We start from the raw sequence: 19,299 nt of genomic DNA, 5'->3' as shown, positions 1-19,299 counted from the left end.
GGGGCTGTCGATGGACGGACTGATAATAGGGCTTGATCTGTGTGATGCCTATACCCGCATATGCTGCCATGACAGGGAAAAGTCATGGTGCATTCCAACGGTAATCTGCCGTAAAAAGGATGAAGATGCCTGGTATGTAGGAGAGGAAGCCTACGCCTACACGCTTGTAGGTGAGGGCATCATAGTAGACAAGCTGATAAAAATGGTTAGAAAAGAAGGGACTGCCACTTTGGGCGGTATCAAATATGAAGGTCTTAACCTTCTGACAATGTTCTTAAAAAAGATATTAAAGCTTCCCATGGAGGAATTCTTCTGCGAAGAAGTAAAGCAGCTTGTGGTCACACTGCAAAAGGCGGATGCGAAGATTATGGACGCTCTCATGTATTGCGGAGACGCCCTTGGCATCCCCAGGGAACGGATTCATATCGTAAGCCACACGGAAGCATTCGTGTATTACGTTCTCAGCCAGAAAAAAGAAGTCTGGAGCAATCAGGTAGGAGTATTTGACTTATCCGAGGATTCCTTTCATTATCATGAATTAAAGGTTCAAAGAGGGCTTCGAAAGATGATGGTCATTGCAGAGGATGAAGCGTTAGAAGAGAGCTTTAACCTGGATATTTTAGATACACCTTCCGGCGGCAAGCTGGCGGATAAGATCTTAAGCTCCTGTGCAGACAGACTCCTTCAGAAAAAGCTGTTCTCCTCCTTGTTCCTCACCGGAAAAGGCTTTGAACGCCACGACTGGGCACCTGACTCCATGAAACTTCTCTGCCATCGCAGAAAGGTATTTATGGAGCCGGAATTGTTTGCAAGAGGAGCCGCTATACGTGGGATGGATTATCTCCAGGAAAAATCAGCATATCCATTTATCTGTATTTGTGAAGGACGTCTCCATTCCACCGTTTCCATGCGAGTGCTTCATAAGGAACGGGAGAGCCAGCTGGTGGTTGCAGCCGCAGGTGACAACTGGTATGAATCAAAGAGCAGCGTAGATTTGATTGTGGATAATCAGGATTACGTTGAATTTATGGTAACTCCCATGGATCCAAAACAAAAGCGTTTAATAAAAATAGATCTGGAAGGATTTCCAAAGCGTCCAGGGAGAACCACAAGGCTTGGCATCAGCTTTGGGTTTCTGGACGAAAAAACCATGGCAGTGGTATTAAAAGACAAAGGCTTTGGGGAATTGTTTCCGGCTTCGGATACCATCATAAGACAAGAGGTCATGCTATGAGTCTGATACTTTGCCGGCAGGAGCCGGTTAAACATCCATATTATTTCGAAGGCCTGGGAGTTCGCTTGTATTCTTCTCAGGAGCTTTGCTATGTTATTTATAACAATCCTCTCCTTGTTATGGAGGGCTTCGTAGATAATGCATTGATTGATTTCATTCGGGATGATCTTGATATGGCCTTTCTTGCGCTTAAGCTGGTCAAATGGCAGCAAAGTGGTGAAGACGGCGACGAGCTGCTGGCTCTCATTCTCCATGAATGCGATTATTACAATGGGGCAGAGGTAAGCCGTTTTAGACAAAAGCTCTCATCCTACCGCAGAATGCCTGAGGCAGAATTCTTAAAAGAAAGAGCCGATTACCTATTTTCCAGAAAGCAATATGGAAAATCAGCGGCAGAATACCAAAAGATTTTAGATCTCCCTAAGGGAAGCCGTGGATCAGAGGTATTTCAGGCAAAAATTTATAATAACCTGGGAGCATCCTATGCCAGGCTGTTTATGACGGACAAGGCTTATCTGGCCTATCAGAAATCCTTTGATCTTGTAAAGAGCAGCGAGGTGTTAAAAAGGATCTGCCATCTTTCCCAGTGGAATCCTGGCCTTGTCATCAGTGAGCGGTTAAAGGTTCTGATTACAGAGGAGCTTTTGCAGGAATCCGGGCAGGACCGAAAGGAAGCAGAAGAAAAGGCAGAACAGGCAGACAGCCTCTTAGAGCTTGATAAGCTGTTTCAAAAGGATCCTATTAAGCGTTTCCAGGGAGCTGGAGAGCTTGTGCAAAAATGGAAGCAGGAATACCGTAACATTATGTCTTGACAAAACCAGGAAAACACACTATCATTACATGGTATAAGATAACAATAAGAAAAAGGTTAAGAAAAAGAGGAGTACGTTCATAACCCTGAAAGAGAAAACCGTCCATCGGCTGAAAGGCGGTTAAGGAAGTATGTTCGGAAGGTAGCTTTGGAACCGGAAGGCTGAAATTTAAGAAGTAAGTCTTCACGCCTGGCAGCGTTAAAGGCCTTAAGAGATATGGCCAAGTGCCATAATATAAGGTGGTACCGCGACGATTCGCCCTTTGCATCCCAGGATGCAAGGGGCTTTTCTTATGTTCTAAAAACTGATGGAAGAATAAAGGAGAAGAATATGAAAGAGTTGGAAAAAACTTATGATCCGGCAGGGATCGAAGGAAAGCTTTATCAGAAGTGGCTGGATAAAAAATATTTTCACGCAGAGCCTAATAAGGATAAAAAACCATTTACCATTGTAATGCCGCCGCCAAACATTACAGGACAGCTTCACATGGGGCATGCACTTGATAATACCATGCAGGATATCCTTATCCGTTATAAGAGGATGCAGGGCTTTGAGGCTCTTTGGCAGCCGGGAACCGACCATGCGGCCATTGCAACGGAAGTAAAGGTCATTGAGAATTTAAAAAAACAGGGAATTGATAAGGCTGATCTTGGCAGAGATGGCTTTTTAGAAAAGTGCTGGGACTGGAAACAGGAGTACGGCAGCAAGATCATTAACCAGCTTCATAAGATGGGCTCTTCCGCTGACTGGGAGAGAGAACGTTTTACCATGGATGAAGGGTGCTCCGAAGCCGTACAGGAGGTATTTATCCGCCTTCATAAAAAAGGGTATATCTATAAAGGATCAAGAATTATTAACTGGTGTCCAGTGTGTCAGACCTCCATTTCAGATGCTGAGGTAGAGCATGAGGACCAGAACGGCTTCTTCTGGCATATCAACTATCCCATTGCAGGGGAAGAGGGAAGATATGTAGAGATCGCCACCACAAGACCGGAGACACTCCTTGGAGATACAGCTGTTGCTGTAAATCCGGAAGATGAGCGGTATCAGGGACTCATTGGAAAGATGCTTAAGCTTCCTCTTACAGACCGTGAGATACCTGTTGTTGCAGATTCCTATGTAGATAAAGACTTTGGTACCGGCTGTGTTAAAATCACACCGGCCCATGACCCTAACGACTTTGAGGTAGGAAAAAGACACAATCTGCCGGAGCTTACCATAATGAATGACGATGCAACCATTCATCTTCCTGGAAGCAAGTATCATGGCATGGACCGCTATGAGGCAAGAAAGGCCATGGTAAAGGATTTAGAAGCACTTGGCTTATTAGTAAAGGTAGTTCCCCATACTCATGCAGTAGGAACCCATGACCGCTGTGGTACCACAGTAGAGCCTCTGGTAAAACAGCAGTGGTTCGTTAAGATGGAAGAGATGGCAAAGCCAGCTATTGAAGCGTTGAATAACGGTGCCTTAAAGTTTGTTCCAGAGCGTTTTGACAAGACTTATCTTCACTGGCTTGAGAACATCCGTGACTGGTGTATTTCCAGACAGCTTTGGTGGGGACACCGGATTCCGGCTTACTACTGCGATGAGTGCAAGGAAATTATCGTGGGGAAGGAAGCCCCGGATGTTTGCCCCAAATGCGGCTGCACTCACTTTGCTCAGGATGAAGATACCCTGGATACCTGGTTCTCCTCTGCATTATGGCCGTTCTCCACACTGGGCTGGCCCAATGAAACAGAAGAGCTTAAATATTTCTATCCAACAGACGTACTGGTAACAGGCTATGATATTATTTTCTTCTGGGTAATCCGTATGGTATTCTCAGGCATTGAGCAGACAGGAAAGCTTCCATTCCACACCGTACTGATCCACGGCCTTGTTAGAGATTCGGAAGGACGTAAGATGAGCAAATCCTTAGGCAATGGAATTGATCCTCTGGAAATCATTGATAAGTACGGCGCCGATGCGCTTCGTATGACCCTGATTACAGGAAATGCTCCTGGAAATGATATGCGTTTTTACTGGGAGAGAGTAGAAGCCAGCAGAAACTTTGCCAATAAGGTTTGGAATGCATCCCGTTTCATCATGATGAATATTGAGAAGGCACCAAATGCGGAGGCTGAGTTATCCAAACTTACCATGGCGGATAAGTGGATTTTATCTAAGGTCAACTCTCTTGCAAAAGATGTAACAGAAAACCTGGATAAATATGAGCTTGGAATTGCCCTTCAGAAGGTATATGATTTTATTTGGGAAGAATTCTGTGACTGGTATATTGAGATGGTAAAACCAAGATTGTGGAACGATGAAGACACCACAAAGGCGGCGGCCATCTGGACATTAAAGACAGTACTCATTCAGTCCTTAAAGCTTCTTCACCCATATATGCCATTCCTTACCGAGGAGATTTTCTGTAATCTTCAGGATGAGGAGGAGTCTATCATGATTTCTCAGTGGCCGGTATTTAAAGATTCCTGGAATTTTGCCTCAGAGGAGCACGCAGTAGAGACCATTAAGGAAGCTGTTAGAGGAATCCGTAATGTGCGTACCTCTATGAATGTTCCGCCAAGCAAAAAGGCTAAGGTTTACGTTGTTTCTGAAAACCAGGAAATCCTTACTATCTTTGAGCAGAGCAAAGTATTTTTTGCTACCCTTGGATATGCAAGTGAGGTTTGTCTCCAAAAGGATAAGAACGGTATTTCTGACGATGCAGTATCCGCAGTTATCCATCAGGCGGTAATCTATATGCCGTTTGCAGAGCTGGTAGACATTGAGAAAGAGATTGAGCGTCTGAAGAAAGAGGAAGAACGTTTGGAGAAAGAGCTTGCCCGTGTAAACGGAATGCTGAACAACGAAAGGTTCGTAAGCAAGGCGCCGGAAGAAAAGATCGAAGAAGAAAAGGCAAAGCTTCAAAAATATACCCAGATGCTTCTACAGGTTAAGGAAAGACTTGATCAGCTTTCTTAAACCGTTATAAAATAATCGACAATTAAAAATAGTTTGGTAAAAACAGTCGAACATGGCCATAGGGCCGTGTCCGGCTGTTTTTTTGTGGTGGGAAAGTGGGAGTGGAGGGGAGAGCACAGAAGCACTGGATTGACTTCTAAGACAAGTTTTTGGTGTAAAAATATGTCAGCAAATGCCGTAGCGGGATGGAAAAAGACGATGAAAAAGTGGAATTATTCCCTTGGTTTTGACAAATTCTGAAAGGTATACTGGCTATAATGTTCGTACAGGGCAGGAGGTGAATGCAGCAACGGAAATAAACCTGTACATAGACGTGTTGTTCTTTATTAATTTTACCATGGATTTGCTTGTATTATCCATCGTGAGACGAGGTCTCAAATATCGTTTGATCTGGTGGAGAATGATTCTTGGGGCAGGGTTAGGAGCTTCCTGGGCTGTATTTGCCGCCGCATTTTCCTTGTTGCCCCCATGGCTTTTAATGGGAATCACCTATCTTGTGATAAGCACTCTGATGGTGATGACAGCCTTTTGTATAAAAAAACCAAAGGAAATAGTTAAGGCAGTGGCAGCGCTTTACCTGGCAACGGCATTGACAGCCGGTATTATGTATGCCCTATATCAACATACGAAGGCCGGTTATTATATAGAACAGATTCTTAGAGGAAATGGCAGAGCTGCCATGCCTCTTTACCGGTTAATTTTTCTTGCAGCAGGCGCTTATTTTGGCATTCGGTATTTTCTTTGGAGGATTCCCGCCATATGGAAAGGTAAGAGCAATTTTTTTGAAGTCACCATGCGTTATCGGGGAAAGGAAAAAAAGGTGATGGCTCTTCTTGACACGGGTAACCGACTCTATGAACCAGTAAGCCGCAGGCCTGTCCATGTTGTGACTTATGAGGCTGTACGGGAGATCTGCGAGACCGTATCAGAGGTTATTTATATCCCCTTTGGAAGTGTGGGGAAAAGCAGTGGAGTAATGCCCGGGATTTTTTTAGACGAGATGGAGGTACGTCAGGGAGATGAAGTAAAAGTAATTGAAAAGCCTTTGATAGCTGTCTGTAAAAAGACATTATCCGTTAACGGTGAATATCAGATGCTGCTGCACGAAGAGTAAATGTTTGATGTAAAGGAGAGAGTATCGACATGATTATAAAAGTTTCTGTACCAAATCGTTTCCAGTTCAAGGCAATTCCAACGTTCAGGACGCTTATGATGCCGTCTCAGGGGGAGATCCATTACATCGGAGGAGCAGATATCCTGCCTCCGCCGCTAGACAATGAAAAGGAGGCACAAGTTATTGGGCTCCTTGGCGGAGACGATGACCAGAGGGCAAAATCTGAATTGATCGAGCACAATCTCCGGCTTGTTGTATACATAGCGAAGAAGTTTGATAACACCAGCGTCGGTGTGGAGGATCTGATTTCCATAGGGACCATTGGACTCATTAAGGCGATTAATACCTTTAATCCGTTAAAGAATATTAAACTTGCAACTTATGCATCCCGATGTATTGAAAATGAAATACTAATGTATCTGCGCCGGAATAATAAAACAAAGATGGAAGTGTCCATAGATGAGCCTCTGAATGTGGATTGGGACGGCAATGAGCTGCTCTTATCAGATATCCTGGGAACAGAAGAGGATGTAATTTATAAGGATCTGGAAACAGAGGTAGAGCGTAATCTCTTAAATACTGCCATCAGCCGTCTCAGTCCAAGGGAGCGTAAGATTGTAGAACTCCGCTTTGGTCTGACGGACGATGAAGGGGAAGAGATGACCCAGAAAGAGGTCGCAGATCTCCTTGGCATTTCCCAGTCTTATATCTCCAGGCTGGAGAAAAAAATCATGAAACGACTGAAAAAAGAGATTGTTCGTTTTGAATAATGATATAATATAGTGGGAAAGGCTCATAGGAGTCTTTCCTATTTTTGTGTGGATTGAAACTTTTTTATGAGAATATCGTCTAATAGATAGAACCTTATATAGGAGGGAAAAATGAAACAAAAGATGGAAGACGAAGCAGAGAGAATGCTTATTGACAATTATGATAAGTATTACCGGCTTGCATACAGCTATGCAAAGAATGAACAGGATGCCCTGGATATTGTTCAGGAGAGTGCCTGCCGGGTGATTAAGGATTTAGACAAACTAAAAGAAAGGGATTATTTATCTACCTGGATCTATCGGATTGTCATCAATACGGCCATTGACACCTTAAGAAAAAGGAAACGGGAAACAGTAAGCTTTGAGGACATAGAAATCGTTCATGAAGACCAGTACAAAGAAGAGGATCCACTTGAAATTTTAGATGTGCTGGAGGATAAGGACCGTGCACTGGTCATCTTAAAATACTTAGAGGACTGGAAACTGGAAGAAATCTCAGAGGCACTTGATATGAACATAAGTACGGTAAAGAGCCGGCTATATCGTGCCCTAAAGAAGCTTAAGGGAATACTGGAACCGGAAATGGTTTAAGAGAGGAGCCGTTACAATGGAACATAAGGATAAAGATACATTATTGAATCTAAAAGACAGCTATCATCAAATTCCTGTACCAGATCAGGCACGTAAAGCTGTTTTGGAAGGAATACAAAAAGGAAAAAAAGAAAAGAGGAATACGATTATGATGAAAATAACAAAAAGATCAGCTCTATCCGCCGCCGCCGCAGTTTCTATTATTGCTATTATGGCTAACGCCAGCCCTGTTACCGCCAACGCAATGGAAAATATCCCTGTCATCTCAGCCATAGCCAAAGTTGTAACCTTCCGCACCTTTTCGGACAGCCAGAATAATTACGAAGCCCAAATTGATATACCCAAGGTTTCTATCAATGAAAAAGATAATACCGGGGTAAACCGTTCCATAGAAGACTATGCGAATCAGTTGATTAAAGAATATGAAACCCAGGTCACCCAGGATATTGCGGGAAATGGTCATTATTCTGTGACTTCCGGATATGAGGTAGTAACGGATAACAGCAAATATCTAAGCCTGAGAATTAACACCACGGTTATTATGGCAAGTGGAGCAGAATACGTAAAAATCTTTACCATTGACAAAGGGACTGGAGAAGTGGTTTCCTTAAATCATTTATTTCGCGGAGATAACAAGATTTTAGATCATATCAGTGATAATATCAAAAGCCAGATGGTAGAGCAAATGGCAGCCGATGATTCAAAAGTCTATTATTATAACTCAGAAGAGCCAGCCGAAGATTTTAAGGGATTAAAAGGAGAAGAAAGCTATTACTTTAATGAGAAAGGCGAGATTGTCATCGTTTTTGATGAATATGAAGTTGCACCAGGATATATGGGGGTCGTAGAATTTACCATACCCAAGTCAGTGACTGGATATTAATACTATGTAGGATAAGCCTGCCTTTGTCTCAAAGGTGGGCTTATGCTATGGAGGAATCAAGAAAGGTAATTTTTCATGGTTTTCAGTGCATTCTTTTCCAGACGGCTGACCTGGGCCTGGCTGATATGAATTTCTTCTGCCACTTCCGTCTGAGTCTTGCCTTCGAAAAATCTCATATCAATGATGTGGCGTTCTCTTTCCGGAAGTCGTCTCATTGCCTCGTTTAAGGAGATATCCTCAACCCAGTTCTCTTCCAGATTCTTCTTATCGCTGATCTGATCCATGACGAAAAGAGGGTCCCCACCGTCAGAATAAACAGGTTCATAAAGGCTCACAGGGCTTTGGATGGCATCGAGAGCATAGGTGATATCTTCCTTGCTGACACCGATTTCCTCTGCGATTTCCATAAGGGTGGGTTCCTTTAAGTTTCTTTTCATCAAGTTTTCTTTTGCATAAATTGCTTTATAAGCGGTATCACGCAGAGAACGGCTGACACGGATCGAGTTATTATCTCGAAGATAACGCCGCACTTCCCCAAGAATCATGGGAACGGCATAAGTGGAAAACCGGACATTCTGAGTAATATCAAAATTGTCGATGGCTTTAATCAGGCCGATGCAGCCAATCTGGAACAAATCGTCCACATTTTCGCTGCTGCCGGAAAATCGCTGTATGACACTGAGAACCAGTCTTAAGTTTCCTTTGATGTAATCTTCCCGGGCTTTTTTATCCCCCTCAAGTATACGCTTGAACAGAACTTCCTTCTCCTCGTTGGTGAGAAGAGGCAGTTTGGAAGTATTGACGCCGCAAATTTCTACTTTATATCCAGACATATCTTTCCCTCCGCATCATCTTTATTCTCTAAAGAAATGATGTACTCATTCGAGGGCTTTTATACGACTGCCGGATTAATTTTTATTTCCAGTTTTTGGTCATAGCGTTTCCTGATTATTTTTTTCATAAAGGATCAATAATCCTTTTAATAAAAGTGCGTCATCATAATGAATTTCATGACGGCATAAAGGAACCACTGCAGCTGCAAGGCCGCCGGTGGCAACGATACTGGCAGATGCTTTTAATTCTTCCTCCATACGATCAATGACTCCATCGATCATGGCAGCATTGCCGTAAAGAATCCCATTTCTCATACAGTCAATGGTGTTCTTACCGATAATCTTGGTAGGGTTATTCAGGCCGATGTATGGAAGCTGGGCAGCCCGGCTGCTTAAGGAATCCAGAGAGACCCGAAGTCCTGGAAAAATAATGCCGCCGGTATAATTGCCTGCCTGGTCAATGACTGACATGGTGGTTGCAGTGCCCATATCGATAATAATAATAGGAGATGGGTAATCTTTTAGTGCAGCAACTGCATCAACGATTAAATCACTGCCTACGGTTTTTGGATTGTCCATTTTTATATTAAGCCCGGTCTTCATTCCAGGACCAACTAAGAGCGGTGTTTTTCCGGTTATCTTTTTGACTGCAGTAATCACCACTTCAGTAAGAGGCGGCACGACGGAGGAAACAATGGCACCTTCTATCTCAGAAAGAGAGTAGTTGTGAATTTCCATAATATCTTTTATATTAACTGCATATTCTAACTCAGTTTTTCCATGATTGGTAGTGACACGTTCTACAAAGTAAGTTCTGGTATTGTCGATACCTCCTATGACGATATTGCTGTTTCCCAAATCAATGGCTAAAATCATAGAGGGAACTCCTTTCCAACTTTTTTTTCTTATGCTATACTGTAGAGTATCACATTTTAAGTCGAAACACAACGGGAGGCGCTTATGCTAAAAGGAAAAAATATCATACTGGGAGTAACAGGAAGCATCGCAGCCTATAAAATTGCATCACTTGCCAGTATGCTGATGAAACAGGGCTGCAACGTTCACGTCATGATGTCCCAGAATGCAACGAATTTTATAAACCCCATAACCTTTGAAACTTTAACAGGCAACAAATGCCTGGTAGATACCTTTGACCGGAATTTTCAGTATAGTGTGGAGCACGTGTCCCTGGCAAAGCTTGCGGATGTAGTCATGGTGGCACCTGCCAGTGCCAATGTGATTTCAAAAATTGCTCATGGTATGGCCGATGATATGCTTACCACCACACTCCTTGCATGTAAGTGTAAAAAAATTATTGCACCAGCCATGAACACCAACATGTTTGAAAATCCCATCCTACAGGACAACCTAAAGCTCTGTGCTTCCTACGGCATGGAAATTATTAATCCAGCGGTAGGCTACTTAGCCTGCGGAGATACGGGAGCCGGAAAGATGCCGGAACCGGAGGTGCTTTATGACTATATTGAAAAGGAAGTTGCCTGTAACAAAGATTTATCCGGAAAGAAGATTCTGGTTACCGCAGGACCTACCATTGAGGCCATTGATCCGGTTCGGTTTATCTCCAACCATTCCTCTGGTAAGATGGGCTATGCGGTAGCTAAGGCAGCATATTTAAGAGGTGCTGAGGTGACTTTGGTCACTGGTAAAACAGAGACGAAAAAACCACCCTTTGCAAAGGTGATTGAAGTGGAAAGTGCAAAAGATATGTTTGATGCCGTAAAAGACTGCCATATGGTGCAGGATGCCATCATAAAGGCAGCAGCGGTAGCAGATTACCGGCCAAAAACGGTAGGAACGGAAAAGACGAAAAAGACAGATGGAGATATGGCTGTTGAACTGGAACGGACGGATGACATCCTATTGTGGCTCGGACAGCACCGAAGGGAAGGCCAGTTCCTCTGTGGTTTTTCCATGGAAACTCAGAATATGCTGGAGAATTCCAGGAAAAAGCTTGAAAAGAAAAACATTGATATGATTGTAGCCAATAATTTAAAAATGGCAGGAGCTGGATTTGGCACCGATACGAATATCGTGACCCTGATCACCAGGGATGGTGACCAGGAGTTAGAGATGATGACCAAGGAAGAGGTGGCCCACCGCGTTCTGGATGAGATATTCTGCCGTTAAAATAAGGTTTCTTCTATAAGAGTGAATCTTGACTTATGACTGGAATCATACTACAATAGACAAGACTTAGACGTATAATTGGAGGAACTATTTTTGTGAATATAGCGGAAGAAATAAAAAAGAGAAGAACATTTGCCATTATTTCCCACCCGGATGCTGGTAAGACCACACTGACAGAGAAGTTTTTGCTCTATGGAGGTGCGATTAATCTTGCTGGTACCGTGAAAGGAAGAAAGGGCGCAAAACATGCAGTCTCTGACTGGATGGAGATCGAAAAAGAGAGAGGTATTTCCGTCACCTCTTCCGTGCTGCAGTTTAATTACGACGGATTCTGCATCAACATTCTGGACACGCCTGGCCACCAGGATTTCTCAGAGGATACCTACCGTACTCTAATGGCGGCTGACTCTGCGGTCATGGTCATTGACGGTTCCAAGGGTGTTGAGGCACAGACTATAAAGCTATTTAAGGTTTGTGTCATGAGACATATCCCTATTTTTACCTTTGTAAACAAGATGGACCGGGAAGCAAGAGATCCCTTTGAGCTTATGGACGAAATTGAAAACGTACTTGGTATCCGTACCTGTCCGGTCAACTGGCCCATTGGATGTGGAAGAGATTTTAAAGGCGTTTATGACCGTTACAAAGAAACCATCACTACTTTTAAGGCAACCATGAATGGACAGAAAGAAGTGGAATCCACAGAGGTCACCTTAGGAGATGAGCGAGTGGATGCTTTGATTGGTGAATCCTTCCACCGTCAGCTCATGGATGAAATCGAACTGTTAGACGGTGCCAGTGACGAGCTTGATATGGATCGGGTAAGCAGAGGTGATTTATCTCCGGTATTCTTTGGTTCCGCTCTTACAAACTTTGGTGTTGAGACATTTTTACAGCATTTCCTTCAGATGACAACTTCTCCTCTTCCAAGGCTTACGACTACTGGAGTTGTAGATCCCTTTGAAGAGGATTTCTCCGCTTTTGTTTTCAAGATTCAGGCCAATATGAACAAAGCCCACCGGGACCGTATTGCTTTTATGAGAATCGTTTCCGGCAAATTTGATGCCGGTATGGAAGTGAATCATGTCCAGGGCAATAAAAAACTTCGTCTGTCCCAGCCACAGCAGATGATGGCCCAGGACAGAAAAATCGTGGAAGAGGCGTATGCAGGCGATATTATCGGTGTCTTTGACCCCGGTATTTTCTCCATTGGAGATACTCTTTGCAAATCCGGTCAAAAGTTTGAATACGAAGGAATCCCTACCTTTGCCCCGGAGCATTTTGCCAGAGTGCGCCAGATGGATACCATGAAACGAAAACAGTTCATCAAAGGTGTAAACCAGATCGCTCAGGAAGGTGCCATTCAGATCTTCCAGGAGTTTAACACAGGTATGGAAGAGATCATTGTAGGTGTAGTAGGAGAACTGCAGTTCGAGGTGCTAACCTACCGTCTGGAAAATGAATACAACGTGGAAGTAAGGCTTGAGAAGCTTCCCTATGAATATATCCGTTGGATCGAGAATAAAAATGAAATCGATGTGGCTAAGATACAGGGCACATCCGATATGAAACGGATCAAGGATTTAAAAGACAATCCACTGCTTCTATTTGTAAACAGCTGGAGTATTGGAATGGTACTGGAACGTAACCCAGAACTTAAGCTTTCTGAGTTTGGCCATAATTAATAAATTTTTAAGGAGGAAGTACGATGAGTAAGATTGATGAAGTAAGAGCAGCCATGGTTGAGGCGATGAAGGCAAAAGATAAGGCGAGAAAAGATTCTTTATCCATGCTTTTATCAGCACTGAAAAATTTTGAGATTGATAAAAAGGATCATTCCCCTATCACAGAAGAAGAGGCAAATGCAGTTGTGAAAAAGGAAATCAAGCAGACCCAGGAAACCTATGAGCTGGCACCTGCTGACAGAGATGACATCAGAGAAGAAGCTGCCATTCGTATCTCCATATTTAAAGAATTTGCTCCAGAGGATATGGGAGAAGATCAGATCAAAGAGATCGTTCTTTCTGTTCTTGCTGAGCTTAGCATTGAAACTCCGTCACCAGCGGATAAGGGTAAGATCATGAAAGTCCTGATGCCAAAGGTAAAAGGAAAGGCTGACGGCAAGGTAGTAAATGAAGTTCTGGCAGCAATGATGAAATAAGAAAAGGGGTGTTTTTATGTATAAGAAGGAAATCGAAGAATATATAGAGGCCCATAAGCAGGAAATGCTTGACGATATCTGCACCCTGTGCCGGATCAACAGCGAAAAGATGCCTTATAAAGAAGGAATGCCCTTTGGCCCGGGAGCATTTGAAGCCCTGACAGAAGCTTTGACCATAGCAGAATCTTACGGCTTTTCCATTAATAACTACGACAATTATGTTGGGACTGTGGATATAAACGACAAAGAGACTCAGCTTGATATCCTGGCTCATCTTGATGTAGTTCCGGCCGGAGAAGGCTGGAAGGAAACAGAGCCATTTAATCCCATCGTCAAGAATGGAAAGCTTTTTGGCCGTGGTTCCTCTGATGATAAGGGACCTGCAGTAGCTGCACTTTATGCCCTTAGAGCGGTAAAGGATTTAAACATTCCTCTCAGTAAAAATGTACGTTTGATTCTTGGTACAGACGAAGAATGCGGAAGCTCCGATATTGCCCACTATTATTCTGTGGAAAAAGAAGCGCCTATGACATTTTCACCAGATGGGGCTTTCCCAGTGGTGAATACAGAAAAAGGCGGTCTGGCTGGTCACTTTACGGCAGAATGGGAGGCATCAGGTCAACTTCCTAAGATCGTAAAGCTGGAAGCAGGACTTAAAGTCAATGTGGTTCCCGGTAAGGTATCTGCTACTGTTGCTGGAGTGGAAGAAGCACTGTTAAAGAAAGTTGCGGATGAAACTCAGGTAACGACAGGAATTCGTTATGAGATAGAGATGATAGGAGACCAGGGTATCATAACCGCTATCGGGGAAGGCGCTCATGCATCTACTCCAGAAGAGGGTAACAACGCTTTGACCGGACTTCTCTATTACCTGTTAAAGCTTCCCCTTGCAGAATGCCCGCAGGTTACCATGCTTCGCAGGCTTCATGATTTGATTCCTCATGGAGATACCAGTGGAAAATCACTTGGAATCGCTATGGGAGATGAAATCTCTGGTGATTTAACTCTGGCATTCAGCTTATTAAAAGTAACAGACACCGGACTGGAAGGAACCTTTGACAGCCGTTGCCCCATCTGTTCCAACGAAGAAAATGTTCTTCAGGTAGTAAAGAAGAATATGGAAGATAAGGGCTTTACTCTTCATAATGACTCCATGAGACCTCCTCACCATGTGGACGGAAACTCAGAGTTTGTAAAAACACTGTTACAGATTTACGAAACTTACACCGGCAGAAAAGGGGAATGCATCTCCATGGGCGGCGGTACTTATGTCCATGATCTGAAAAATGGAGTGGCATTCGGTGCTTCCATGCCGGAAACAGACAACCGTATGCACGGAGCAGATGAATTTGCCGTTGTGGAGGAGCTTGTAGTAAGCGCCAAAATATTCGCACAGGTAATTGTAGATCTTTGCTCCTAATATAAGGTACTTTTGCCAATATTTCAAAAATAGTATTGACAAATACCAAAAGAAAGCGTAAAATACGCCTCAGAAGTAATTCCTACTTTTACTATAGGAATCAGGGAAGGAGTAGCTGCCATGAATCATTCAGAAGCTATGCAGATGAATATGGATCGGAAGAACGACATGTGTATGATGATGTGTTGTATGTCAGAGTGCGTAAAAAACCGATAATGATTTTCATTTGTATGGATTGTGATTGAATTCGCAAGAAGCAGCTAACGCGGAGATTATCAGGTCGCAAGTCTGTGCAGGACTTGCGGCCTTTTTGTATCTAAAAGAAAGGAAATACACACATGCAGTCAGCAGAACCAATTATTGAGCTGGTAGGGCTCGGAAAAGAATTTCATACTTCAAACGGCCCTATTAAGGCATTGGATGATATTAATCTCTCCATAGGACGGGGGGAGATTTTTGGAATAATCGGTTTGAGCGGAGCCGGAAAGAGTACCTTAGTCCGCTGTATTAACTACTTAGAAGTACCCACATCAGGTACTGTGCTTTTTGAAAACAAAAGTCTTACAGCCATGCGGCCAAGAGAGCAGCGTCTGGCAAGACAGTCCATGGGCATGATCTTTCAGCAGTTTAACCTACTGGCCCAGAGGAATGTCCTTCAAAATGTCTGCTTTCCCCTGGAAATAGCGGGAGTCTCAAAGAAGGAAGCGGTAGACAGAGCCATGGAGCTTCTTGAGATGGTCGGCTTAAGCGATCGGTCTAAGGCATACCCATCTCAGCTTTCCGGTGGACAGAAGCAGAGAGTTGCCATTGCAAGAGCCTTAGCGACGAAACCAAAGATTCTTCTTTGCGACGAAGCCACCAGTGCTCTTGATCCTAATACCACAAAGTCCATTCTCGGCCTTTTAAAAGAGATCAACAAAACACTTGGGGTAACGGTAGTTGTTATCACCCATGAGATGTCAGTCATTGAAGCTATATGTGACCGTGTGGCAATCATTGACCAAAGCCACATCGCGGAGTCAGGCTGCGTAGCGGATATCTTTTCCGAGCCAAAGTCTAAAATTGGACGACAGCTGATCTTAGGAGAGGCTACAGAACGTGCCATTCAGTTTGGAGAGTCCAAAAGAGTCAGAATTACTTTTGACGGAAGATCCTCCTTTGAACCTGTTCTTTCTAATTTAATCCTTGCCTGCAAGGTTCCTGTGAATATCATACATGCGGAAACAAAGGATATTAACGGAACTGCCATGGGTCAGATGGTAATCCAGCTTCCGGAGGATGAATTAGACCAGAACCGTATATTAAATTACTTAAAAACAGCCAAAATAACTCATGAGGAGGTGAAGGATCTATGATATTTGATGCGGCTACCGTAAGCATGCTTAAATTAGGAATTTGGGAAACACTATACATGACCTTTACCTCATCCTTTTTTGCATATTTAATCGGAATTCCTTTGGGAATCATACTTATTGTAACGGATAAAGACGGAATTTTTCCAATTCCCTGGTTTCAGAGAATCCTGGGTCTTATTATAAACCTTCTTCGTTCCGTACCATTTATTATTTTACTGATCATGGTTCTTCCTATTACAAAGATGGTAGTAGGAACCACTCTGGGTGCAAGTGCGGTCATTCCGCCCCTTGTCATCGCCTCAGCTCCATACGTTGCAAGAGTCGTGGAATCTTCCTTTAAGGAAGTAGATGCAGGTGTCATTGAAGCTGCAAAATCCATGGGTGCCTCACCATTACAGATTATATGGAAGGTGCTTTTACCGGAAGCCAAACCTTCTCTGTTAGTGGGAGCGGCTTTATCCATAACAACGATTCTCGGTTATTCCGCCATGTCAGGCTTTGTAGGCGGTGGTGGTTTAGGAGATATTGCAATCAAATACGGCTATTACCGTTATCAGACAGCAATGATGTTTGCAACCGTTGCAATCCTTGTTATCATCGTACAGATTATTCAGGAAGCTGGTATGAAGCTTTCCAGAGTCAGTGACAAAAGAATTAAGTAAGTAACCGCCACAGGCGTTACCATATAAAATTTAAGGAGGAAGAAATTATGAAAAAATCACTTTATGTTCTTACCGCATCCGTACTTTTAGCAGGTGCATTAACTGCATGCTCCTCAGGCAAGGGAACTACTGCTACAACAACAGCAGCAGAGTCTAAGACAGAAGCAGCTTCCGCAGAGACAACAAAAGCAGGCGATGAAACAAAGGCAGCTGGCGATTTAGAAAAAATTGTTGTTGGTGCAACTCCAGCTCCACACGCAGAGATTTTAAACGCAGCAAAAGATATTTTAAAAGAAAAAGGTTATGAGCTGGTAGTAAAAGAGTATACCGATTACGTACAGCCAAACCTGGCACTGGACTCTGGTGATCTGGATGCCAACTATTTTCAGCATCAGCCTTATTTAGATCAGTTCAACGAAGAGAATAAAACCACTCTTGTCAGCGCAGCATCCATTCATTATGAGCCTTTCGGAATTTATGCAGGAAAAACAAAATCCCTGGATGAGCTGAAAGAAGGAGCACAGATTGCGGTTCCTAACGATGTTTCTAATGAAGCAAGAGCACTTCTTCTTCTGGCAGACAATGGCCTCATTGAGCTTAAGGAAGGCGTAGAACTGGAAGCAACTAAGAATGATATTGTTAAAAATGAAAAGAACTTTAAGATCATTGAAGTAGAAGCAGCTCAGCTTCCACGTTCTCTTGGAGATGTTGATGTTGCAGTTATTAACGGAAACTATGCGATTGAAGCTGGTTTAAAGGTATCCGATGCCTTAGCAGTAGAAGATGCAAAATCAGTGGCAGCAACCCGTTACAGCAATATCGTAGCAGTTCGTTCCGGTGATGAGAGCAACGAAAAGACAAAAGCGCTTGTAGAAGCACTTACAAGTGAAGATGTGAAGAAATTCATCAATGATAAGTATGATGGAGCAGTTGTTCCTTCATTCTAAGAGTAAATATTAAAAGAAACGAGACGCCATGAATCGGCAGCTATCTGGTTCATGGCGTTTTTTGTATATAGTATGCAAATAATTGAATTTACAGATTCCTTTAATTATTGTATAATCTATATAATATTACAAAAGGGAGTTGATACTATATGGATCAAGAGAACCAAAATGATTACAACAATGAACCATCAGTGGAACAAAGGGAAGATACATATCCTGATACCTTAAAGACAGAAGAACCCATCTGGAATACACAAAATGTCTCCCCTCAGCAAGTAAGACCTTCTCAAAGCACCATGGCTCTTGCCTCGTTGGTTATGGGAATATTGAGTCTTGTCACATGCTGCTGTATTTACGGCGGCTTCATATTTGCAAGCCTTGGTATCTTGTTTGCGTTGTTATCCAGGACAGAAGACAGAATGGAAGGATATGCCAAGGCAGGTCTGATTACTTCCATCATTTCCTTTATCCTGATGTCCTTATTACTTATGGTATACTTAATTTTAGTTACTGAAGGATATATTGACAGAGGAGGTGTATTTTAATGAAGACCACATCTGCGGAGCTTAAATTACGGGCTAGAAGAAAATTAAAAGGCAAATACCCTATAAGTGTGGGAGCTGGCCTGATTATTGGAGCTGTTTTATCTGTTCTTATTACTGTATTTATTATTTTCGCTATTATATTTGGTGTGACGAGTGAAAGGCTTTTTTACGATGGATTAGACTCTGGAATAGGATATATATTATTTCAGATTTTCACCATCCTTTTCGGTATCATATATACAGCAGTTATGGCTCTGTTAATGCCGGGTTACATAAAGATGTTTCTTAATATAACCACGGACCAGAAATATGGCATATCTGATTTGGTCTTTGCTTTGAAAAATAAACCTTTGAAATTTATAGGTATTAATCTTTTGTTATTTCTTATTGGGATAATCATAGGTATACCCTTCATGGTCGTATTTGTTGTTTCAATCATTACAGATTTTATTCCGGTCATGCTGGTACTTTTAGTCCTTATGTATATTGCACTTATTGTCGGCAGCATCGTGGTCACAATTTATTTTTCCCAGTGCTTATTTATCCTGATTGAATCACCGGATAAAGGAGTGCTTCAATGCTTACGGGAAAGTGTAGAGCTTATGAAGGGGAACAAAGGACGCTTTTTCTATATCATGTTAAGCTTTACCGGAATGTTGTTGCTTGGATATGGTTCCATGGGAATTGGATTGTTATGGATCATGCCTTATATACAATGTACATTAACCGAGTTTTATCTTGACATTAAGACAGAAAGAACAGAGAGCGTACCTGCAAGTCAGGTGGATCATTCTTACGAATCCATGCAGAATTATTAAAATCATTTGTAAACCGTGTCACCTGGTTTTTGTGCG

General features: G+C 42.8%; 18 protein-coding genes and 1 other annotated feature. Of the genes, 16 read left to right on the top strand and 2 right to left on the bottom strand.

The window, feature by feature from the left end; translation table 11 throughout:
- The first annotated feature begins 10 nt into the window (after positions 1 to 10).
- The 7 genes from T546_RS0105845 to T546_RS0105815 all read left to right on the top strand — a co-directional run bounded on the left by T546_RS0105845 (position 11) and on the right by T546_RS0105815 (position 8,374).
- The gene (locus T546_RS0105845; RefSeq protein ID WP_026890813.1) at positions 11 to 1,234 is read left to right on the top strand and encodes a DUF5716 family protein; all 1,224 of its coding nucleotides are present in this window, start codon (positions 11 to 13) and stop codon (positions 1,232 to 1,234) included.
- Positions 1,231 to 2,046 (top strand): hypothetical protein, encoded by an 816-nt coding sequence (locus tag T546_RS0105840; protein ID WP_026890812.1) that lies wholly within the window; start codon positions 1,231 to 1,233, stop codon positions 2,044 to 2,046. The genes T546_RS0105845 and T546_RS0105840 overlap by 4 nt, the downstream gene beginning before the upstream one ends.
- A gap of 49 nt (positions 2,047 to 2,095) precedes the next feature.
- Positions 2,096 to 2,312 (top strand) — a binding site (T-box leader).
- A 64-nt stretch (positions 2,313 to 2,376) separates the two neighbouring features.
- Positions 2,377 to 5,016 (top strand): valine--tRNA ligase, encoded by a 2,640-nt coding sequence (locus T546_RS0105835; RefSeq protein WP_026890811.1) that lies wholly within the window; start codon positions 2,377 to 2,379, stop codon positions 5,014 to 5,016.
- A 226-nt stretch (positions 5,017 to 5,242) separates the two neighbouring features.
- Positions 5,243 to 6,130: a sigma-E processing peptidase SpoIIGA gene (locus T546_RS0105830; RefSeq protein WP_242842189.1), complete on the top strand. Its 888-nt coding sequence runs from the start codon at positions 5,243 to 5,245 to the stop codon at positions 6,128 to 6,130.
- 29 nt (positions 6,131 to 6,159) lie between these two features.
- A complete protein-coding gene (sigE, locus tag T546_RS0105825; RefSeq protein WP_026890809.1) occupies positions 6,160 to 6,900 on the top strand; it encodes an RNA polymerase sporulation sigma factor SigE in 741 nt (246 codons plus the stop codon).
- Between the two features lie 111 nt (positions 6,901 to 7,011).
- Entirely contained in the window at positions 7,012 to 7,491 is a 480-nt protein-coding gene (locus T546_RS0105820; protein WP_026890808.1) for an RNA polymerase sigma factor, read from the top strand.
- Between the two features lie 16 nt (positions 7,492 to 7,507).
- Positions 7,508 to 8,374: a DUF3298 and DUF4163 domain-containing protein gene (locus T546_RS0105815; protein WP_026890807.1), complete on the top strand. Its 867-nt coding sequence runs from the start codon at positions 7,508 to 7,510 to the stop codon at positions 8,372 to 8,374.
- Positions 8,375 to 8,430: 56 nt separating this feature from the next.
- Here T546_RS0105815 and sigG read toward each other — a convergent pair whose 3' ends face one another.
- Positions 8,431 to 9,207, bottom strand: coding sequence for an RNA polymerase sporulation sigma factor SigG (sigG, locus tag T546_RS0105810; protein WP_024836213.1), 777 nt, complete (start codon positions 9,205 to 9,207; stop codon positions 8,431 to 8,433).
- Positions 9,208 to 9,306: 99 nt separating this feature from the next.
- Positions 9,307 to 10,083 carry a type III pantothenate kinase gene (locus T546_RS0105805; RefSeq protein WP_026890806.1) on the bottom strand — a complete coding sequence of 259 codons (777 nt, stop codon included), beginning with the start codon at positions 10,081 to 10,083 and terminating at the stop codon, positions 9,307 to 9,309.
- A gap of 84 nt (positions 10,084 to 10,167) precedes the next feature.
- On the opposite strand from T546_RS0105805, the gene coaBC reads away from it, so the two are divergent.
- From coaBC to T546_RS22885, 9 genes are all read left to right on the top strand, one after another.
- The gene (coaBC, locus tag T546_RS0105800; protein WP_026890805.1) at positions 10,168 to 11,355 is read left to right on the top strand and encodes a bifunctional phosphopantothenoylcysteine decarboxylase/phosphopantothenate--cysteine ligase CoaBC; all 1,188 of its coding nucleotides are present in this window, start codon (positions 10,168 to 10,170) and stop codon (positions 11,353 to 11,355) included.
- 95 nt (positions 11,356 to 11,450) lie between these two features.
- Positions 11,451 to 13,040 (top strand): peptide chain release factor 3, encoded by a 1,590-nt coding sequence (locus T546_RS0105795; protein WP_026890804.1) that lies wholly within the window; start codon positions 11,451 to 11,453, stop codon positions 13,038 to 13,040.
- 23 nt (positions 13,041 to 13,063) lie between these two features.
- On the top strand, positions 13,064 to 13,516 hold the full coding sequence (locus T546_RS0105790; protein ID WP_026890803.1) for a GatB/YqeY domain-containing protein: 453 nt from the start codon (positions 13,064 to 13,066) through the stop codon (positions 13,514 to 13,516).
- A gap of 16 nt (positions 13,517 to 13,532) precedes the next feature.
- On the top strand, positions 13,533 to 14,936 hold the full coding sequence (locus T546_RS0105785; protein WP_026890802.1) for a Sapep family Mn(2+)-dependent dipeptidase: 1,404 nt from the start codon (positions 13,533 to 13,535) through the stop codon (positions 14,934 to 14,936).
- Between the two features lie 338 nt (positions 14,937 to 15,274).
- Positions 15,275 to 16,291: a methionine ABC transporter ATP-binding protein gene (locus T546_RS0105780; protein WP_026890801.1), complete on the top strand. Its 1,017-nt coding sequence runs from the start codon at positions 15,275 to 15,277 to the stop codon at positions 16,289 to 16,291.
- A complete protein-coding gene (locus T546_RS0105775; protein ID WP_026890800.1) occupies positions 16,288 to 16,953 on the top strand; it encodes a methionine ABC transporter permease in 666 nt (221 codons plus the stop codon). Before T546_RS0105780 ends, T546_RS0105775 begins: the two co-directional genes overlap by 4 nt.
- A gap of 47 nt (positions 16,954 to 17,000) precedes the next feature.
- Positions 17,001 to 17,900, top strand: a complete 900-nt coding sequence (locus T546_RS0105770; protein ID WP_026890799.1) for a MetQ/NlpA family ABC transporter substrate-binding protein — start codon at positions 17,001 to 17,003, stop codon at positions 17,898 to 17,900.
- Between the two features lie 149 nt (positions 17,901 to 18,049).
- Positions 18,050 to 18,445: a DUF4190 domain-containing protein gene (locus tag T546_RS22890; RefSeq protein WP_051629628.1), complete on the top strand. Its 396-nt coding sequence runs from the start codon at positions 18,050 to 18,052 to the stop codon at positions 18,443 to 18,445.
- Positions 18,445 to 19,263 (top strand): DUF975 family protein, encoded by an 819-nt coding sequence (locus tag T546_RS22885; protein ID WP_051629626.1) that lies wholly within the window; start codon positions 18,445 to 18,447, stop codon positions 19,261 to 19,263. Before T546_RS22890 ends, T546_RS22885 begins: the two co-directional genes overlap by 1 nt.
- The last annotated feature ends 36 nt before the right edge of the window (positions 19,264 to 19,299 follow it).

This window comes from [Clostridium] aerotolerans DSM 5434, assembly GCF_000687555.1.
GTDB lineage: Bacteria > Bacillota > Clostridia > Lachnospirales > Lachnospiraceae > Lacrimispora > Lacrimispora aerotolerans.
Note: the sequence above shows the minus strand (reverse complement) of the source record. Positions and strands in the feature narration are given on the sequence as shown.